Annotated in this window: 13 protein-coding genes; 5 read left to right on the top strand and 8 right to left on the bottom strand. The window is 73.7% G+C overall.

All coding sequences use genetic code 11. The features are described 5' to 3' along the window. Nucleotides 1–172: 172 nt before the first annotated feature. Nucleotides 173–790, bottom strand: a complete 618-nt coding sequence (locus tag BJP25_RS31785) for a mycothiol-dependent nitroreductase Rv2466c family protein (RefSeq protein ID WP_075978756.1) — start codon at nucleotides 788–790, stop codon at nucleotides 173–175. Between the two features lie 197 nt (nucleotides 791–987). Between BJP25_RS31785 and pepN the strand changes: the two genes are divergently transcribed. Further along, on the top strand, nucleotides 988–3543 hold the full coding sequence (pepN, locus tag BJP25_RS31780) for an aminopeptidase N (RefSeq protein WP_075978755.1): 2556 nt from the start codon (nucleotides 988–990) through the stop codon (nucleotides 3541–3543). A gap of 385 nt (nucleotides 3544–3928) precedes the next feature. Here the strand turns inward: pepN and BJP25_RS31775 are convergent, their stop codons facing one another. Together BJP25_RS31775 and ctaJ are read right to left on the bottom strand one after the other, a co-directional pair. After that, nucleotides 3929–4417, bottom strand: a complete 489-nt coding sequence (locus BJP25_RS31775; protein ID WP_075978754.1) for a DUF5130 family protein — start codon at nucleotides 4415–4417, stop codon at nucleotides 3929–3931. Beyond that, complete coding sequence (ctaJ, locus tag BJP25_RS31770; protein WP_075978753.1) at nucleotides 4404–4661, bottom strand: aa3-type cytochrome oxidase subunit CtaJ; 258 nt, start codon at nucleotides 4659–4661, stop codon at nucleotides 4404–4406. Before ctaJ ends, BJP25_RS31775 begins: the two co-directional genes overlap by 14 nt. A 385-nt stretch (nucleotides 4662–5046) precedes the next feature. Here ctaJ and BJP25_RS36615 point away from each other — a divergent pair, with 385 nt between their 5' ends. Further along, nucleotides 5047–5952: a hypothetical protein gene (locus tag BJP25_RS36615; protein WP_408607244.1), complete on the top strand. Its 906-nt coding sequence runs from the start codon at nucleotides 5047–5049 to the stop codon at nucleotides 5950–5952. Nucleotides 5953–5964: 12 nt separating this feature from the next. On the opposite strand, the gene BJP25_RS31755 is transcribed toward BJP25_RS36615, so the two are convergent. Beyond that, on the bottom strand, nucleotides 5965–6657 hold the full coding sequence (locus BJP25_RS31755; protein ID WP_233158374.1) for an HNH endonuclease: 693 nt from the start codon (nucleotides 6655–6657) through the stop codon (nucleotides 5965–5967). Between the two features lie 169 nt (nucleotides 6658–6826). Here BJP25_RS31755 and BJP25_RS31750 point away from each other — a divergent pair, with 169 nt between their 5' ends. The 3 genes from BJP25_RS31750 to BJP25_RS31740 all read left to right on the top strand — a co-directional run bounded on the left by BJP25_RS31750 (nucleotide 6827) and on the right by BJP25_RS31740 (nucleotide 9925). Beyond that, entirely contained in the window at nucleotides 6827–7813 is a 987-nt protein-coding gene (locus BJP25_RS31750; protein WP_075978751.1) for a mechanosensitive ion channel family protein, read from the top strand. Between the two features lie 37 nt (nucleotides 7814–7850). After that, nucleotides 7851–8252, top strand: coding sequence for a globin (locus BJP25_RS31745; RefSeq protein WP_075978799.1), 402 nt, complete (start codon nucleotides 7851–7853; stop codon nucleotides 8250–8252). A gap of 104 nt (nucleotides 8253–8356) precedes the next feature. Then, the gene (locus tag BJP25_RS31740) at nucleotides 8357–9925 is read left to right on the top strand and encodes a glycoside hydrolase family 13 protein (protein ID WP_233158373.1); all 1569 of its coding nucleotides are present in this window, start codon (nucleotides 8357–8359) and stop codon (nucleotides 9923–9925) included. A gap of 155 nt (nucleotides 9926–10080) precedes the next feature. Here the strand turns inward: BJP25_RS31740 and BJP25_RS31735 are convergent, their stop codons facing one another. From BJP25_RS31735 to BJP25_RS31720, 4 genes are all read right to left on the bottom strand, one after another. Beyond that, nucleotides 10081–10716: a hypothetical protein gene (locus BJP25_RS31735; protein WP_075978750.1), complete on the bottom strand. Its 636-nt coding sequence runs from the start codon at nucleotides 10714–10716 to the stop codon at nucleotides 10081–10083. Next, on the bottom strand, nucleotides 10709–11137 hold the full coding sequence (locus BJP25_RS31730; RefSeq protein ID WP_233158372.1) for an acyl-CoA thioesterase: 429 nt from the start codon (nucleotides 11135–11137) through the stop codon (nucleotides 10709–10711). The genes BJP25_RS31735 and BJP25_RS31730 overlap by 8 nt, the downstream gene beginning before the upstream one ends. A 68-nt stretch (nucleotides 11138–11205) precedes the next feature. Further along, nucleotides 11206–12201 (bottom strand): PP2C family protein-serine/threonine phosphatase, encoded by a 996-nt coding sequence (locus tag BJP25_RS31725; protein WP_075978749.1) that lies wholly within the window; start codon nucleotides 12199–12201, stop codon nucleotides 11206–11208. 130 nt (nucleotides 12202–12331) lie between these two features. Beyond that, entirely contained in the window at nucleotides 12332–17302 is a 4971-nt protein-coding gene (locus BJP25_RS31720) for an NAD-glutamate dehydrogenase (RefSeq protein ID WP_075978748.1), read from the bottom strand. Nucleotides 17303–17304: the final 2 nt, after the last annotated feature.

The following is a 17304-nucleotide window of genomic DNA, read 5'->3' as shown; positions in this document are numbered from 1 at the left end:
GCGGCGGCTCGCCCGGCGCTGCGGCCCCACCGGCGCGGCGCGGGGGACCCGCGACGGCGCCCGGCGGCCCTCCCCCACCCTGGCACAACCCCGCTGACGGGACCACGACCGCTTCGGTCACACGGCGCTGACCGGACCACCCCGGCGGTCCGGTCAGCGGCGTGGCGGGCGGTCAGTCGAAGTTCAGGCCACCGGTGCGCGAGCGCTTGAGCTCGAAGAAGTCCGGGTAGCCCGCCAGCAGCCGGGCGCCCTCGAACACCTTCACCGCGTCCTCGCCGCGCGGGATCGAGCTGAGCACCGGCCCGAAGAACGCCACCCCGTCGATGTGGATCGTGGGGGTGCCCACCTCGTCGCCCACCGGGTCCATGCCCTCGTGGTGGGACTTGCGCAGCGCGGCGTCGTGCTCGTCGGTGTGCGCGGCCTTGGCCAGCTCGGCGGGCAGGCCCACCTCGGCCAGCGCCTCGGCGACGACGGCGTCGTAGTCCTTGTTGCCCTGGTTGTGGATGCGGGTGCCCAGGGCGGTGTAGAGGTCGCGCAGCACGTGCTCGCCGTGCGCCTCGGCGGCGGCGATGGCGACCCGCACCGGGCCCCACGCCTTGTCCAGCAGCTCCCGGTAGCCCGGGTCGAGGTCGCGGCCCTCGTTGAGCACCGACAGGCTCATGATGCGGAAGCGCAGGTCGAGGTCGACCTGCTTCTCCACCTCCAGGATCCAGCGGGAGGTGATCCACGCGAAGGGGCAGGCGGGGTCGAAGTAGAAGTCGACCTTGGTCCTGGTCTCGGTGGTGGTCATGGGGCGCGGCTCCGTCCGCTCGATCTGCTGGTTGCTCGCCGGGCACCCCCGGTGCCCGCACCCCGGTGCAACGCCCGGCGGCGGCGAAACCTTCCCGCCCGGGGCACCCGCCGACCGCCGTCGACCACCCCGCGTCGTCCGGTCGTGATTGGATGCGATTGTCAGTTCCGAGATCGACGAGTCCGCCGAGGTGTTCCGTGGCCGCCCCTAACCTGACCAGAGAGCACGCCCAGCAGCGCGCCGCCCTGCTCGACGTGGAGTCCTACGTCATCGAGCTGGACCTCACCGACGGGCTGGGCCAGCCGGGTGAGGGCACGTTCAGCTCGCGCAGCACGGTCCGCTTCCGCGCGGAGGCGGGCGCCGCCACCACCATCGACGTGGTCGCCGCGTCGGTGGACTCCGCGGTGCTCAACGGCGCCGAGGTCGACGTCTCCGGCTACGCCGAGCAGGACGGGCTGGCGCTGCCCGGCCTGGCCGAGGCCAACGAGCTGACCGTGGCGGCGACCTGCCGGTACACCAACACCGGCGAGGGCCTGCACCGGTTCGTCGACCCCGTCGACAAGGGCGTCTACCTCTACACCCAGTTCGAGACCGCGGACGCCAAGCGCATGTTCGCCTGCTTCGACCAGCCCGACCTCAAGGCCACCTACCAGCTGCGGGTCACCGCCCCGGCGAGCTGGAAGGTGATCTCCAACGCCCCGGCCGAGCGGACCACCGAGGTCGACAACGGCGCGGTGCTGCACGAGTTCGAGGTCACCCGGCGCATCTCCACCTACCTGGTGGCGCTGGTCGCGGGCCCGTACGCGGAGTGGCGCGACGAGTTCTCCGACGAGCACGGCACCATCCCGCTGGGCATCTACTGCCGGGCGTCGCTGGCCGAGCACATGGACGCCGAGCGGCTGTTCACCGAGACCAAGCAGGGCTTCGCCTTCTACCACGAGAACTTCGGCGTGCCCTACCCGTTCGGCAAGTACGACCAGTGCTTCGTGCCGGAGTTCAACGCGGGCGCGATGGAGAACGCGGGCTGCGTGACGTTCCTGGAGGACTACGTCTTCCGCAGCCGGGTCACCCGCTACTCCTACGAGCGCCGCTGCGAGACGGTGCTGCACGAGATGGCGCACATGTGGTTCGGCGACCTGGTCACGATGCGCTGGTGGGACGACCTGTGGCTCAACGAGTCGTTCGCCACCTGGGCCTCGGTGCTCGCGCAGGCCAACGCCACCGAGTACGTGCACGCCTGGACCAGCTTCGCCAACATCGAGAAGTCCTGGGCCTACCGCCAGGACCAGCTGCCCTCCACCCACCCGGTCGCCGCCGACATCCCGGACGTGCAGGCCGTGGAGGTCAACTTCGACGGCATCACCTACGCCAAGGGCGCCAGCGTGCTCAAGCAGCTGGTGGCCTACGTGGGCCTGGAGAACTTCCTGTCCGGGCTCAAGGTGTACTTCGGCAAGCACGCCTGGGGCAACGCCACCCTGTCCGACCTGCTGGGGGCGCTGGAGGAGGCCTCCGGCCGGGACCTGTCCGGCTGGGGCGCGCAGTGGTTGCAGACCACCGGGCTCAACTCGCTGCGGGCCCGCTTCGAGGTCGACGGCGAGGGCCGGTTCACCGAGTTCGCGGTGCTGCAGGGCGGGGCCAAGCCGGGCGCGGGCGAGCTGCGCACGCACCGGGTGGCCATCGGCGTCTACGACGACGTCGACGGCAAGCTGGTGCGCACCCACCGCGTCGAGGTCGACGTGGACGGCGAGGTCACCGCGGTGCCGGAGCTGGTGGGCACCGCGCGGGGCGCGCTGCTGCTGGTCAACGACGACGACCTGACCTACTGCACGATGCGCCTGGACCCGCTGTCGCTGACCACCCTGGTCGACCGCATCGGCGACATCACCGAGCCGCTGCCGCGCACCCTGTGCTGGTCGGCGGCCTGGGAGATGACCCGCGAGGCCGAGCTCAAGGCCCGCGACTTCGTCACCCTGGTCTGCCGCGGCCTGTCCGCCGAGAGCGAGGTGGGCGTGGTGCAGCGGCTGCTGCTGCAGGCCCAGACCGCCCTGGCCTCCTACGCCGACCCGGCCTGGGCGCCGACCGGCTGGCAGTCGTTCACCGACCGCATCCTGGAGCTGGCCACCGCCGCGGAGCCGGGCTCGGACCACCAGCTCGCGTTCGTGAACTCGCTGTCGGGCTCGGTGCTCGACGAGGCCAAGCTGGCCGTGCTGCGCGGCTGGCTGGACGGCTCGGCCCCGCTGGAGGGCCTGGTCGTCGACACCGACCTGCGCTGGCGCCTGCTGCACGCCCTGGTCGCCCACGGCGCCGCGGGCGAGGCCGACATCGCCGCCGAGCGCGAGCGCGACTCCACCGCCGCGGGCCACCGCCAGGCCGAGCGCTCGACCGCCCTCATCCCCACCCCCGAGGCCAAGGCCGAGGCCTGGCGCCGCGCCGTCCACGACGACGAACTCCCCAACGCGGTCAACGAGGCCATCATCAACGGCTTCTCCCACCCCGCCCAGCGCCCCCTGCTGGCCGACTACGCCCAGTCCTACTTCACCGACGTCGCGGGCGTCTGGTCCCGCCGCTCCAGCGAGCGGGCCCAGTCGGTCGCCCTCGGCCTCTTCCCCGCCTGGGCCGTCGAACCCACCACCGTCCACGCCGCGGACGAGTGGCTGGCGGGCGACCACCCCCCGGCCCTGCGCCGCCTCGTCTCCGAAGGCCGCGCGGGCATCGTCCGAGCCCTCGCCGCCCGCGAGTTCGACGGAAGCTGACCCCCGCAAGACACTGACCCCTCGGGCAGGTGCCCCAGCACCCACCCGAGGGGTCAGTTCTGTCTTTCCCAAGCCACCTCCCAGCGCAACCCCCCAAGCAGCAGGCGGCCCGGCTACGCCCCTGCTCGATGGGGTGGTTGTGCTTGGTCGGGGGAGGCGATCATGTGCTACCCAACGGGACGGGCGGGCGTCTTTTCAGCCCGCCTTTTCCCCGCCCGCAGCGCATGATCGCCGTAGGGGCCCCGACCAAGCGCAACCACCACATCGAGCCCGCCCCCCAAATCCCGAAAAGATCGGGCGAAGCCCGATGCCCCCCAGGAACAGCGAACGGCCCGGGATCCGCAAGGACCCCGGGCCGCCGCACCGAGACTTCACCGCAGGGACATCACCGCCGGGGCGCGTGCCCCGCCTGGTCGGCCAGCATCCGCAGCCCGCTGACCAGCCCACCGGTCAGGTCGCCCTCCTTGAAGGAGGCGACCATGCTCATCACCGCGAGGTTGCACCCGCGGTCGGGCAGCCTGCGCGCGGCCTCCGCGCCGGAGACGACCTCGACCTTGCGCTGCCCCGGGGACACCGCGATCAGCACCGAGTCGGTGGAGGCGGCGCCGATGGAGGCGTGCAGCTCCTCCGCGCGGTCGCGGGTGTCCTCGCCGAGGTCGCCCAGGTAGACCGAGAAGCCGATGCCGGTGTCGCGCGAGGCGAGCGTCAGCGCCTCGTCGAGGCGGGCCAGCTGCTGCGGGGTGAACGGCAGGCCGGGCTTGGCCGGGACCTTCTCCCTGGCCACCGAGAGGCGGCCGGAGGCGGTGCGGGCCACGCCGATGCCGTGCTCGGGATCCTCGACCACCGGGGTCGGGACGAGCTCACCAGTTCCCACGGGCGCCTCCCTTGGCCGTGCGGGTGGTCTCGGCGTCGGCACCGGGGGCGGCGTGCGCGGCGGGGTGCGCCGAGCCGAGGCCCGCGGGGTTGGCCGACCACCAGACCGGGTCGTGGGTCCACTGCTGACCGGGGCGGTATCGGGGCGACTTGGCGAACTTGTCGCGCAGCGTCACCAGGGTGATCACGCCGTAAAGGGCCAGCGGGATCACCGCGAAGACGAGGACGGTCTCGACGGGCGTCACGGGTGCAACCGTAACGGACGAGGTCGGGCCCGGTGCGCCGAGTCCCGCCGACCGGGTGCGCGGCGCGGACGCGGTGGCCGCCCGCGTCGCTGCGGGTGATCGTTGGTGCTCTCCTGGTAAGGCTGATCGGCCGAGTGCCCCCACCCGAGGTAGCTCGTTCTGCCTATCGCCAAGGGGCGAACGGCCCCATCTGGCCTGGTGGCGGACTGCGGAGCCGGACAACGTCTTGTCGGTGACGGGTCGGGGTCATAGCTTTTCACCTGTACGGCCCTTGCGGAAGGGTCGACCCGCCCACTAGACGCGTTTCCGCCCCTCAGGAGGCCACACTATGTACACCTCTGCTTCCGTTGACGCGGCCGCCGCTATCACCCGATCGGGTGAGATCGTGCGTCAGAGTGGCCTTCACCTCGCCCTGCGGGGCACCCGGGTCACCGCTTCCAGCGACCTCGCGGCGCCCGCCGCCTTCCGCGCCCTCTGGGCGGAGGACGTGGCGCGCGGCACCCGCGTGACGCGCGGCACGCGGGTCACGGCCGGGACCCGCGTCACCCGCGGCACCCGGGTCACCAGGGGCACCCGGGTCACCGCCCAGGGCACCCGGGTCACCGCGATGGGCACGCGCGTCACCCGCGGCACGAGGGTCACCGCGATGGGCACCAGGGTCACCGCCGTCGAGCGCGGCACCCGCGTCACGGCCACGGGCACGCGGGTCACGAGGGGTACCCGCGTCACGTCCCTGCTGGTCAACGGCACCCGCGTCACCGCCGTCGAGCGCGGCACCCGGGTCACCCGCGGCACCAGGGTCACCGCCATGGGCACCCGCGTCACCAGGGGCACCCGGGTCACCTCGCTGCTGGTCAACGGCACCCGCGTCACCGCCGTCGAGCGCGGCACCCGCGTCACCATGGGCACGCGCGTCACGAGGGGCACCCGCGTCACCCGGGGGACCAGGGTGACGGCCATGGGCACCCGCGTCACCCGCGGAACCCGCGTCACCGCCATGGGCACCCGCGTCACCAGGGGCACCCGCGTGACGGCGATGGGCACCCGTGTGACGCGCGGGACGCGGGTCACCCGCGGCACCCGGGTCACCGCCATGGGCACCCGCGTCACCGCGGTCGAGCGCGGCACCAGGGTCACGATGGGCACGCGGGTCACCGCCGAGCACCGGGGCACGCGCGTCACCCGGGGCACCCGCGTCACCCTCCAGGAGCGCGGCACCCGGGTCACCAGGGGCACCCGGGTCACCGCGCGCGGCACGCGGGTCACCCGCGGGACCCGGGTCACCGCCTGAGGCGGCCGCCGGTCAGGCGGCCTCGCCGAGGTAGGGCAGCCAGAGCGGGTCGGCGTCGGTCACGCCCGCCAGCAGCCGCCAGTGCGGGCCGCGCGGCGCGGTGGGCACCACGCGCAGCCGCCAGCCCAGCTCGGTGAGCATCTTGTCGGCCTTGCGGTGGTTGCACTTCGCGCAGCAGGCCACGCAGTTCTGCCACGTGTGCTGCCCCCCTCGGGAGCGCGGGATCACGTGGTCTATCGTCTCCGCTCGACCACCGCAGTAGGCGCAGCGGTAGCGGTCGCGGTGCATCAGCCCGGCCCTGGTCAGCGGCACCCGCCCCCGGTAGGGGACGCGGACGTAGCTGCTGAGCCGGATGACCGAGGGCACGGCGACGCTGTGCGCGGCCGAGTGCACGACCAGCCCGGTCGGGTCGCCGTGCACGACCTCGGCCTTGCCGCAGACCACGAGCACCACCGCCCGCCGCAGCGGCAGCGCCGTCAGCGGCTCGAAGGTGGTGTTGAGCAGGAGCACCCGCCTGCGGCCCCACGTCGGCGCGGGAGCCGGTAACGGCGTCGCGACGGGGGTGGGCAGCGGGATCGGAGCGGGGTCGGCGCGCGCCTGCGCGACCAGGGTGAGGCCATCGGGGCCTGCCTGGGGCGGGCACAGCGTCGGCCGCGACGCGAGCCCTGGGGGCGCGCCGCGGCGGGTCGGTTGTCGCTCTGGCACTCGACCACCTCCACCGGTGCTGCCTAAGTCGACCACACCAGGGGCCGTTCGCGCACGTGTGTTCTCGCACGCGTCCCGGTTCGGACGACATACGGACCCCGGGTGGACGGCATGCGGACCCCGTCCCGGCCTTCGACCGCCCGCGGGGGCGTCGCTATCGTCGGCCCCGATGAACGCGATCGCCGCCTCCCAGTTGCCCCTGTTCGGAACCGAGACACCCGGCTGCGTCGCCGAGGACGCCTCCTCCTGGTGCGCGCAGGTCTGGCGGGTGACCCACAACGAGTGGCTGGCGGCCTCGGCGGGCTGGCTGGTCGCCAAGCCGCTGAAGATCCTGCTCATCCTGGCCGTGGCGTTCCTGGTGCGGACCGCGGCCCGCAGGCTCATCGACCGGGTGACCAACGGCGACGGCAAGGTCCCGACCATCCTCAAGCCGCTCAAGGAGCGCGCCCCCGGCCTGGGCAACCTGGTCTCCGAGCGGCGCCAGCAGCGGGCCAAGACCATCGGCTCGGTGCTCAAGTCGGTGGTGACCTTCATCGTCTACGGCCTGGCGTTCGTGCTGGCGCTGGGCGAGCTGGGGCTGAACCTGGGCCCGATCATCGCCTCGGCGGGCATCGTCGGCGTCGCGCTGGGCTTCGGCGCGCAGAACCTGGTCAAGGACTTCCTGTCCGGGATCTTCATGATGCTGGAGGACCAGTACGGGGTGGGCGACGTGGTCGACGTCGGCGAGGCCAGCGGCACCATCGAGGCGGTCGGGCTGCGGGTCACCACGCTGCGCGACGTCAACGGCACGGTCTGGTACGTGCGCAACGGCGAGATCCTGCGCGTCGGCAACTCCAGCCAGGGCTTCGCCGTGGCCGTGGTCGACATCCCGGTGGGCTACAGCGCCGACGTCAGCCAGGTCACCGAGATCCTCGACCGGGTCGGCGCCGAGGTCACCGGCGAGGAGCCCGCCTCGCACGACGTGATCGAGAAGCCCGAGGTGCTGGGCGTGGAGAAGGTGACCCCGGAGAGCGTCACCATCCGGATGACGGTCAAGGTGCGCCCCGGCAGGCAGTGGGCGGTGCAGCGGGCGCTGCGCGCGCGGGCGATGGCCGAGCTGGAGGCCGCCGACGTCGACCCGCCGATGGGCAGGCTGTTCCCCCGGCCCACCGTCTAGCACCGCCCGGCCCCCGGGGTCACCCGTGCCGCGCGCGATGAGCGAGGATGGGTCGGTGGGCACACCGGAGACCTTCTACGACGCGGTCGGCGGCGAAGCGACCTTCACCAGGATCGTGGCCCGGTTCTACGCCGAGGTGGCCGAGGACGAGGTCCTGCGGCCGATGTACCCGGAGCAGGACCTCGGTCCGGCCGAGGAGCGGCTGCGGCTGTTCCTCATCCAGTACTGGGGTGGGCCGCACACCTACTCCGACCAGCGCGGGCACCCCCGGCTGCGGATGCGGCACAACCCGTTCACCATCGGGCCGATCGAGCGCGACGCCTGGCTGCGCTGCATGCGGATCGCCGTCGACGAGCAGGGCCTGCCCGAGGACCTGCGCAAGCAGCTGTGGGCGTACCTGGAGATGGCCGCCAACAGCATGATGAACAGCTGGGTCTGAGCGGGGGCGGGCGAGGGGCGTCCGGGCGCCGATCAGGACCGGAAGATCACACCGGCGGCCAAAAGCCGGGTGCGGAGCGCGATCGGCCGGCAGGATGACCGACCGTGGGAACAACGGCCGACGACGCCGCGGTGCCGTGGTGGCAGGACGCGGTGTTCTACCAGGTCTACGTCCGGTCGTTCGCGGACTCCGACGGCGACGGCGTCGGTGACCTGGAGGGCATCCGCTCCCGCCTGGGCTACCTGGAGCTGCTGGGCGTGGACGCGCTCTGGCTCACCCCGTTCTACCGCTCGCCGATGGCCGACCACGGCTACGACGTGGCCGACCCGCGCGACGTCGACCCGCTCTTCGGCGACCTCGCGGCGTTCGACCGGCTGGTGGCCGACGCGCACGGGCACGGCATCCGGGTGACCGTCGACCTGGTGCCCAACCACACCAGCGACCAGCACCCGTGGTTCCAGGCGGCGCTGCGCGGCGGCCCGGAGCGCGCCCGCTACCACTTCCGCCCCGGCCGCGGCCCGGGCGGGGAGCAGCCGCCGAACAACTGGACCAGCGTGTTCGGCGGCCCGGCGTGGACCCGCACCCCGGACGGCTCCTGGTACCTGCACCTGTTCGCCCCCGAGCAGCCGGACCTGAACTGGGACGACGCCGACGTGCGCGCCGACCTGGTGCGCACCCTGCGGTTCTGGCTCGACCGCGGCGTCGACGGCTTCCGCATCGACGTGGCGCACGGGATGGCCAAGGCCCCCGGCCTGCCCGACCTCGACCCCGCGGTGGTGCCGGTGCTGACCGGCGCGCACGCCCACCCGGCCGCCGACCCGCGCTTCGACAACGACGAGGTGCACGACGTCCACCGGATGATCCGCCAGGTCGTCGACCGCCACCCCGGCGCGGTGACGATCGGGGAGATCTGGGTGGAGACCGACGAGCGCTTCGCCCGCTACGTCCGCCCCGACGAGCTGCACCTGGGCTTCAACTTCGCCCTGGCCACCACCGCCTTCGACGCCGACTCGGTGCGCCGGGCGGTGGAGCGCTCGGTGGCCGCGGTCGGCGCGGGCACCCCCACCTGGACCCTGTCCAACCACGACGTCGAGCGCCACGTCACCCGCTACGGCGGCGGCGAGGTCGGCCTGCGCCGCGCCCGCGCGATGGCCCTGGTCGAACTGGCGCTGCCCGGCGTCGCCTTCCTCTACAACGGCGAGGAACTGGGCCTGCCCAACGCCGACCTGCCCGAGTGGGCCCTGCAGGACCCCATCTTCGAGCGCACCGGCGGCGCCGAGCGCGGCCGCGACGGCTGCCGCGTCCCCCTCCCCTGGGAGGGCCCGCCCCCCACCTACGGCTTCTCCCCCGGCGACAAGTCCTGGCTCCCCATGCCCCCCGAGTGGGCCGCCCACACCGTCGAGTCCCAGCTGGAGGACCCGGGCTCCATGCTGTCGCTGTACCGGCACGCCATCGAGCTGCGCAAGACCTCCGAGGCCTTCGCGGGCACCGAGCTGGAGTGGTACGGCGCCCCGCCCGGCTGCTTCGCCTTCCGCCGCAAGGGCGGCGGCCTCATCTGCGCCCTCAACACCTCCGACGCCCCCGTCCCCCTCCCCCCGGGCACCACCCTGCTCGCCAGCGGCCCCCTCGACGGCGAGGAACTCCCCCCGGAGACCGCCGCCTGGCTCGTCTGACCTGTGGACAACCCGCCGTCCGCCCCCGGGGTCGTCACTCCCCCGCGGCAGGATGGATGTCGGGGGTTCCCCGGGCCTGTGGACAAGCGCTTGCGACGCCGCGCGACCCCGTGCTCAGCTGAGGGGTTGAGCAGCGTCGAACGGGTGGCGGCGCGTCAGACGAGCAGGGGCAGCAGGGCGTGCCTGCGGCGGACGACGGCGCCGTAGCGGGCGTCGAGGCGCAGCCAGGAGTCGGTGGCGGTCACCCGGATCTCCTCGGTGGCGTCCGGGTCGGCCAGGAAGCCCATGCCGGAGAGGGCGAACAGGCAGCGGAGGGGGACCTTGACCTCCATGCCGTCGCCGGTGACGGTCAGGACGGTCTGGTCGAGCAGCGACGCGGGCGGGGTGCCGTGCGGGCCGGTGTTCTCGCGGGCCAGCGCCAGGCCGCGGTCGGCGAGGTCGGCGACGACGCGGGCGGGCAGGGTGTCGACCCGCTGCCAGTGCTTGGTGGGCGGCAGGGCGGCCCGCCAGAGCATGTCCTGGGGGTGGCCGGGGTCGAGGCGGTCGCCGCGGACGACGGCGAGGGCGGCCAGCAGCTCGTTGCCGGAGACGGTGACGTCGCCGGGGTCCAGCGCCGCGGTGGCCGAGCGGGTGGCGAGCACGTCGAACGGGGTGGAGACCCAGGCGTCGACGGTGTCGCCGCCGCGGGCCTTCAGGCGCACCACGGCCTGCTGGTCGAGGCGGACGGCCCTGGCGACGAAGGCGCCGAGGTCGTTGCGCTCGGCGGGGTCGGTGAAGACCAGCTCAGGCACTCGGGAGCTCCAGCCAGGTCGCGAGGAAGGCGCGTTCGGGTTCGGTGATGCGGCGGGGGGCCTGGCGCTCGAAGTCGAACGCGGCCATCGTCGTGGTGGCGGTGACGCCCACCGGGTCGGCCTCGGCGGGCCCGGTGTGGATGGCGTAGCGCAGGACGAAGTTCGAGACCTGCAGGCGGGTCACCGCGATCTCGGTGCGCAGCGACTCGACGTCGGTGAACAGCGGGGCGCGGTAGTGGACGTCGAGCTTGACCACGATCAGGCCCTTGGACAGCTCGCCCGCGGCCTGGGCGGCGGCGCCGCGGAACAGCATCTGCACGCGGGCCTCCTCCATCAGGGTGACGGTGCGCGCGTGGTTGACGTGTCCGTAGGCGTCCATGTCCGACCACCGCGGGCGCACCTGCGCCACGAAGACACCCACCCCGGGACCTCCCCCTGCCTGCTCTGCGGCCCCGACCCTATCGGGCAGGCAGGTTGGGCGAACACCGCCTACTCCGCCACGACCTCCGCGACCACCACGGTCACGTTGTCCCGGGCACCCGCCGCGCAGGCCGACTCCACGAGCATCCGCGCCACGTCCTCGGGGGCGTCGGCGCGGAAGGACTCCAGCAGCTTGTGCACGGTGGTCGTGCTGAGCGCGTCGAACAGGCCGTCGCTGCTGAGCAGGTAGCGGGTGCCCACCACGGCCGCGTGCGACCACAGCTCGGGCACCGCCTCGGCCTCCAGGCCGATGGCCCGCATGAGTGCCGACCGGTTCGGGTGCTTGGCCGCCTCCTCCTGGCTGAGCAGGCCCGCGGCCAGCATCTCCTCGGCCAGGGTGTGCGGCCTGCCCATCCGCACGATGCCGAAGGACTGCACCGGGATGGCGGCGGTGGGCAGGTCGTCGGCGTCGACCTCCTCGGCGCCCGGGCGCTGGGCGGGGATCGGCGGCCGGGCCTGGGCGTCCACGGCGCCGGGCGCCGGGGCCAGGGCGTCCTCGATCGAGCTCGCCCGGGGCGCCTGGGCGGGCCGCGGGGTCAGCGCGTCCCCGATCGACAGCGGCCGGTCGGGCGCGGGCTCGGGCACCGGCAGCTCGGTGGTGGTCTGCGACTGCACCGGGATGGCCGCGGTGGGCGGCTCCTCGCGCGGCGGCGGCTGCACCAGGGTGGTGCTGTCGCCCAGGTGAGCGCCCTGCACCGCCCACCCGGCCGCGGTCCGCACGAGGGCGACGACCTCCAGGGTGGCGGCCATGCCCTCGGTCTCCGGGTGCGCGCGGGCGTGCGCGCGCACCGCCTGGTTCGCCGCCCGCACCAGCTCCTGGGGCGGGGTGCCCGCCGGGGCGCCGACCGCGGCGGTGACCGCCACGGCGGAGGCGACCTCCCCCGCGGGGGCGCCGCCGACGCCGTCGGCCAGCGCGAGGACGTGCGACCCCGCGGCCGCGGAGTCCTCGTTCGTCTCCCGCGCACCCAGTGCCGTGCAGGTGGCCGCCGCGAACCGCATGTCCATGTCTCCACCGTGCCGGCGCTCGGGCGCCGCCGACAGGGGGAGCGCTCCTCCCTTTCCCCGAATCCCCGCTCCCGGGGCCCGTCCGCCCCGGTGCCCGACCGCCGCGCGGCCGGGCACCGGGGTCAGCGGGTCACCGGACCATGCCGCGCAGCTGGCGGGCGGCCACCGACAGGGTGGCCAGGTCCAGCCTGCCAGAACCGCGGATCTCCGCCAGCGCCGACCGGGCCCTGGCGAGCCGGGAGGCGTTGGCCTGCTCCCACACCTGGATCTTGGTGTCCGCCGGGTCGCCGGGGTCGGCCCGCCCCAGCACGTCGAGGGTGATCGCGCGCAGCGAGGTGTAGAGGTCGTCGCGCAGGGCCAGCCGGGCCAGCGCGTGCCAGCGGTTGCCGCGCTCCAGGCCGCTGATGGAGGTGAGCAGCACGTCGAAGTCCAGGTGGTCGGACAGCGCGTAGTACAGCTCGGCGGTCTCCAGCGCGCCGCGCTCCACCTCGACCTCGCCGTCGCGCTCGGCCAGCTCGGCCACCTCGACCACGTCGAGCAGGCCGTAGGCGTCGAGCAGGGTGGCCACCCGGGTGGCCAGCTCGGCGGGCACGCCCTCGGCCACCCACGCCTCCACCTGGGCGGCGGACTCGTCGCGGGCGGGCCCGCGCAGCAGCCCCGGCACCGCCCCGGCGAGCAGGCCCACCCGCTCGCGGAACCGGGTGATCTCCGCGCCGACCTGCAGCGGCTGCGGCCGGTGCGTCAGCAGCCAGCGGGCGGCCCGGTCGAGCAGCCTGCGGGTCTCCAGCACCATCGCGTCGGCGGTGGCGGTGGGCACGGCGTTGTCCAGGGCGTCGACCTCGCGCCACAGGGCGGGCAGGTCGAAGATCCTGGTGACCACCGCGTAGGCGCGCACGGCGTCGGTGGCGCTGGCGTTGAGCTCCTCGGCCAGCCGGAACGCGAAGGTCACCCCCGCGCCGTCGACGACCTCGTTGACCAGCAGCGTCGTGGTGATCTGCTTGTGCAGCGGGTGCGCCGGGACGGCCTGGCCGAACCGCTCGCGCAGCCGGGTCGGGAAGTAGTCGGGCAGCCTGCGGGCGAACACGTCCTGCTCGGGCAGGTCGGAGGCCAGCAGCTCCTCCTTGAGCGAGAGCTTGACGTGCGCGAGCAGGGTGGCCTGCTCCGGCGAGGTCAGGCCCTCGTCGGCCTTGTCCAGCGCGCGGAAGCCCTCCTTGCTCGGCAGCGCCTCCAACCTGCGGTCCAGGCCCTTGTCCCGCTCCAGCCACTCCACCAGGCGGGCGTGCACCGGCAGCATCGCCGCGGCGTGCGCGCGGCCGATGCCGAGCACCGCGTTCTGCCGGTAGTTGTCGGCCAGCACCAGCTCACCGACCTCGTCGGTCATCTCCGCCAGCAGCTCGTCGCGCTGGGCCCGGTCCAGCTCGCCCTCGCGCACCAGGTGGTCGAGCAGGATCTTGATGTTGACCTCGTGGTCGGAGCAGTCGACCCCGGCGGAGTTGTCCAGCGCGTCGGTGTTGACCTTGCCGCCCGCCTTGGCGAACTCGATCCGCCCGCGCTGGGTCAGCCCCAGGTTGCCGCCCTCGCCGACGACCTTGACCCGCAGCGCGGCCCCGTCCACGCGCAGCGCGTCGTTGGCCTTGTCGCCCACGTCGGCGTGGGTCTCGGTGCTCGCCTTGACGTAGGTGCCGATGCCGCCGTTCCACAGCAGGTCCACCTCGGCCAGCAGGATCGCCTTCATCAGCTCCTGCGGCGAGAGCCTGCCCACGGACTCGTCGAGGCCCAGCGCGCGGGCGGCCTGCGGGCTGACCGGGATCGACTTGAGCGTGCGCGGCCACACCCCGCCGCCCTCGCTGATCTTCGACCGGTCGTAGTCGTCCCAGGACGAGCGCGGCAGCTCGAACAGCCGCTTGCGCTCGGCGAACGCCTCGGCGGTGGTGGGCTCGGGGTCGAGGAAGACGTGCCGGTGGTCGAAGGCGGCCACCAACCGGATGTGCTCGGAGAGCAGCATGCCGTTGCCGAACACGTCACCGGACATGTCCCCGACGCCGACCACGGTGAACGGCTCGGACTGGGTGTCCACCCCCAGCTCGCGGAAGTGCCGCTTGACCGACTCCCACGCGCCCTTGGCGGTGATGCCCATGGCCTTGTGGTCGTAGCCCACCGAGCCGCCGGAGGCGAACGCGTCGCCCAGCCAGAACCCGTAGGAGCAGGCGACCTCGTTGGCGATGTCGGAGAAGGTGGCCGTGCCCTTGTCGGCGGCCACGACCAGGTAGCTGTCGTCGCCGTCGTAGCGCACCACGTCCTTGGCCGGGACGGTCTCGCCCTGGCTGAGGTTGTCGGTGAGGTCGAGCAGGCCGGAGATGAACATCCGGTAGCAGGCCACGCCCTCGGCGCCGAACGCCTCGCGGTCCAGGCCGGGGTCGCCGGTCGGGGCGGGCGGGCGCTTGACGACGAACCCGCCCTTGGCGCCCACCGGCACGATCACCGCGTTCTTCACCGCCTGCGCCTTGACCAGGCCCAGCACCTCGGTGCGGAAGTCCTCCCGGCGGTCGGACCAGCGCAGCCCGCCGCGGGCCACCGCGCCGAAGCGCAGGTGCACGCCCTCGACCCGGGGCGAGCAGACGAAGATCTCGAACCGCGGCCGGGGCTCGGGCAGGTCCGGGATCGCCCGCGGCTCCAGCTTCACCGCCAGGTAGGGCCGGGGCGCGCCGTCGTCGCCGCGGACGAAGTAGTTGGTGCGCAGGGTGGCCCGGATGACGGTGAGCAGGCTGCGCAGGATGCGGTCCTGGTCGAGGCTGGTGACCTCGTCGATCATCTCGGTGATCTCGGCGACCTGGGTGGCCACCTGCTGCTCGCGGCCCGCCGCGGGCAGCGCCGGGTCGAACGAGGTCTCGAACAGCCGCACCAGGGCGGTGGCCACCCGGGTGTGGGCGAGCACCGCGTCCTCGATGTACTCCTGGCTGTAGGGCACCCCGGCCTGGCGCAGGTAGCGGGAGTAGGCGCGCAGCACCGACGCCTGCCGCCAGGTCAGGCCCGCGCGCAGCACCAGGCCGGTGAACCGGTCGGACTCGGCGTCGCCGCGCCAGGTGGCGGCGAAGGCCTCCTGGAAGTCCGCGCGCAGCCGCTCCGGGTCCTCGTCGCGGCGGGCCTCCAGCAGCGCCGGGTCGATGCGCAGGCCGAAGTCGTAGACCCACCAGCGGGTGCCGCCCTCGCCGCGCAGCTCGTAGGGCCGCTCGTCGACGACGGTGACGCCCATGCGCTGCAACACCGGCAGCACGTCGGACAGGGTGATGCCCGCGCCCGCGAGGTAGAGCTTGAACCGGCGCTCGCCCGCGGCGGCGTCCTCGGGCACGTAGAACGACATCCGCAGCTGCCCGCTGGAGCCGATCTCCTGCAGCTCGCGCAGGTCGGCCAGGGCCACGTCGGCGCTGAAGTCCTCCTTGTAGGCCTCCGGGAACACCTCCGCGAAGCGCTGGCCCTGCTCGGTGGCCGACTCGGCGCCGATCGCGCCGCCGACCTCGACCCGGCTGCGCTGCTCGGCCAGCAGCGCCTCGACCATCCGGTCGTCCCAGCCGCGCACCGCCTCGGTCAGCCGCTCCTGGATGCGGGTGACGTCGGCCGCGGTGGTGCGGGCGGGGTCGGTGTGGACGATGAAGTACACCTGCGCCAGCGGCGACTCGCCCAGCCGGGTGCTGAACTCCACGCTGGTGCCGCGCAGCTCCTCCAGCAGCACGCCCTGCATGGCGATGCGCGAGGTGGTGGTGTACCGGTCGCGCGGCAGGAAGATCAGGCAGGTGTAGAAGCGGTTGTAGGTGTCGCGGCGCAGGAACAGCCGCAGCCTGCGCCGGTCGGCCAGGGCGATGACGCCGGTGGCGGTGGCGTAGAGCGCCTCGGTCTCGGTGGAGAACAGCTCCGCGCGCGGCCAGTTCTGGATGACCTCCAGCATCCGCTGCCCGGAGTAGGAGTCCATCGGGAAGCCCGCGCGGTGGATGACCGTGCGCACCCGCCGCTCCACCACGGGGATGTCGAGGACGTCCTCGTGCAGCGCGCTGGTGGTGAACACGCCGAGGAAGCGGTGCTCGCCGGTGACCTCGCCGTCGGCGTCGAAGGTCTTCACGCCGACGTAGTAGGGGTAGGTGGAGCGGTGCACCGTCGACGGCGCGCTGGCCTCGGTGAGCACGAGCAGGTTCTTGCCGAGGGCGTGGGCGAGCGCGTCCGGGCCCGCGGTGAGGCTGCGCGCGGCCAGGCTGTCCTGGCGCAGCACGCCCAGGCCGCTGGCCAGCACGGCGCGCACCGCGGGTTCGGCGGCGCCGTCGGGGCGCACCAGCTCGTTGCGCCGGTAGCCGAGGAAGGTGAAGTGCCCGTCGGCCAGCCAGCGCAGCAGGGCGGCGCCGTCGGCGACGACCTCGGGGTCCAGCGGCGGCGGGGCGTCGGTCAGCTCGGCGGCCAGCGCCAGCGCGGTCTCGGTCATCCGCGCGGTGTCCTCGACGACCTCGCGGACGTCGGTGAGCACCGAGTGCAGGGCGTTCTCCACCTCGCGCGCCCGGCTGCCATCGGTGACCAGGTCCAGGACCTCGATGTCGATCCAGGACTCGGCGAAGGCGCCCTCGGGCGGGGTGATCGGGTCGGCGGTGGGCAGCACCTCGCGCAGCGCGCCCGCCACGTCGCGGCGCACCACGACGATCGGGTGGACGACGCGGTGCACCTGCAGGCCGCAGCGCACCAGCTCGGCGGTCACCGACTCGACCAGGTAGGGCATGTCGTCGGTGACCAGCTGCACGACGGTGCCGCGCGAGGACCACCCGTCGGTGCCCGCGGTGGGGTTCACCAGGCGCACCGTGGCGCGGCCGGGGACGCGGGCGGCGGCCAGGTCGGCGTGCGCGCGCACGGCGCCGACGAGGTCGACCGGGTCGGCGTCGAGGACGTCCTCCGGCGGCAGGTGGCGGTAGTAGAGGCGGATGAGGTCGGCGATGTCGGGCGCGTGGGCGGCGGCGCGCTCGATCAGGTCGTCGCGGGTCTGCTCGGGGCTGCTGGTGACCGGTCGTCCCGCCTGCGTGCCGGGGGCGGCTGCGTCGAGGCGGGTCGGGGAACCAGTCGAGGTCATGG

This window comes from Actinokineospora bangkokensis (genome assembly GCF_001940455.1).
GTDB lineage: Bacteria > Actinomycetota > Actinomycetes > Mycobacteriales > Pseudonocardiaceae > Actinokineospora > Actinokineospora bangkokensis.
The sequence above is the reverse complement of the archived record's forward strand: the minus strand, read 5'-3'. Positions and strand labels throughout refer to the sequence as shown.

What these genes read in the sequence shown, in the direction of transcription:
- BJP25_RS31750 (WP_075978751.1), top strand. Translation starts at nt 6,827, where the DNA reads ATGAACGCGATCGCCGCCTCCCAGTTGCCCCTGTTCGGAACCGAGACA.
- BJP25_RS31745 (WP_075978799.1), top strand. Translation starts at nt 7,851, where the DNA reads ATGAGCGAGGATGGGTCGGTGGGCACACCGGAGACCTTCTACGACGCG.
- BJP25_RS31725 (WP_075978749.1), bottom strand. Translation starts at nt 12,201, where the DNA reads ATGGACATGCGGTTCGCGGCGGCCACCTGCACGGCACTGGGTGCGCGG.
- BJP25_RS31720 (WP_075978748.1), bottom strand. Translation starts at nt 17,302, where the DNA reads ATGACCTCGACTGGTTCCCCGACCCGCCTCGACGCAGCCGCCCCCGGC.
- BJP25_RS31785 (WP_075978756.1), bottom strand. Translation starts at nt 790, where the DNA reads ATGACCACCACCGAGACCAGGACCAAGGTCGACTTCTACTTCGACCCC.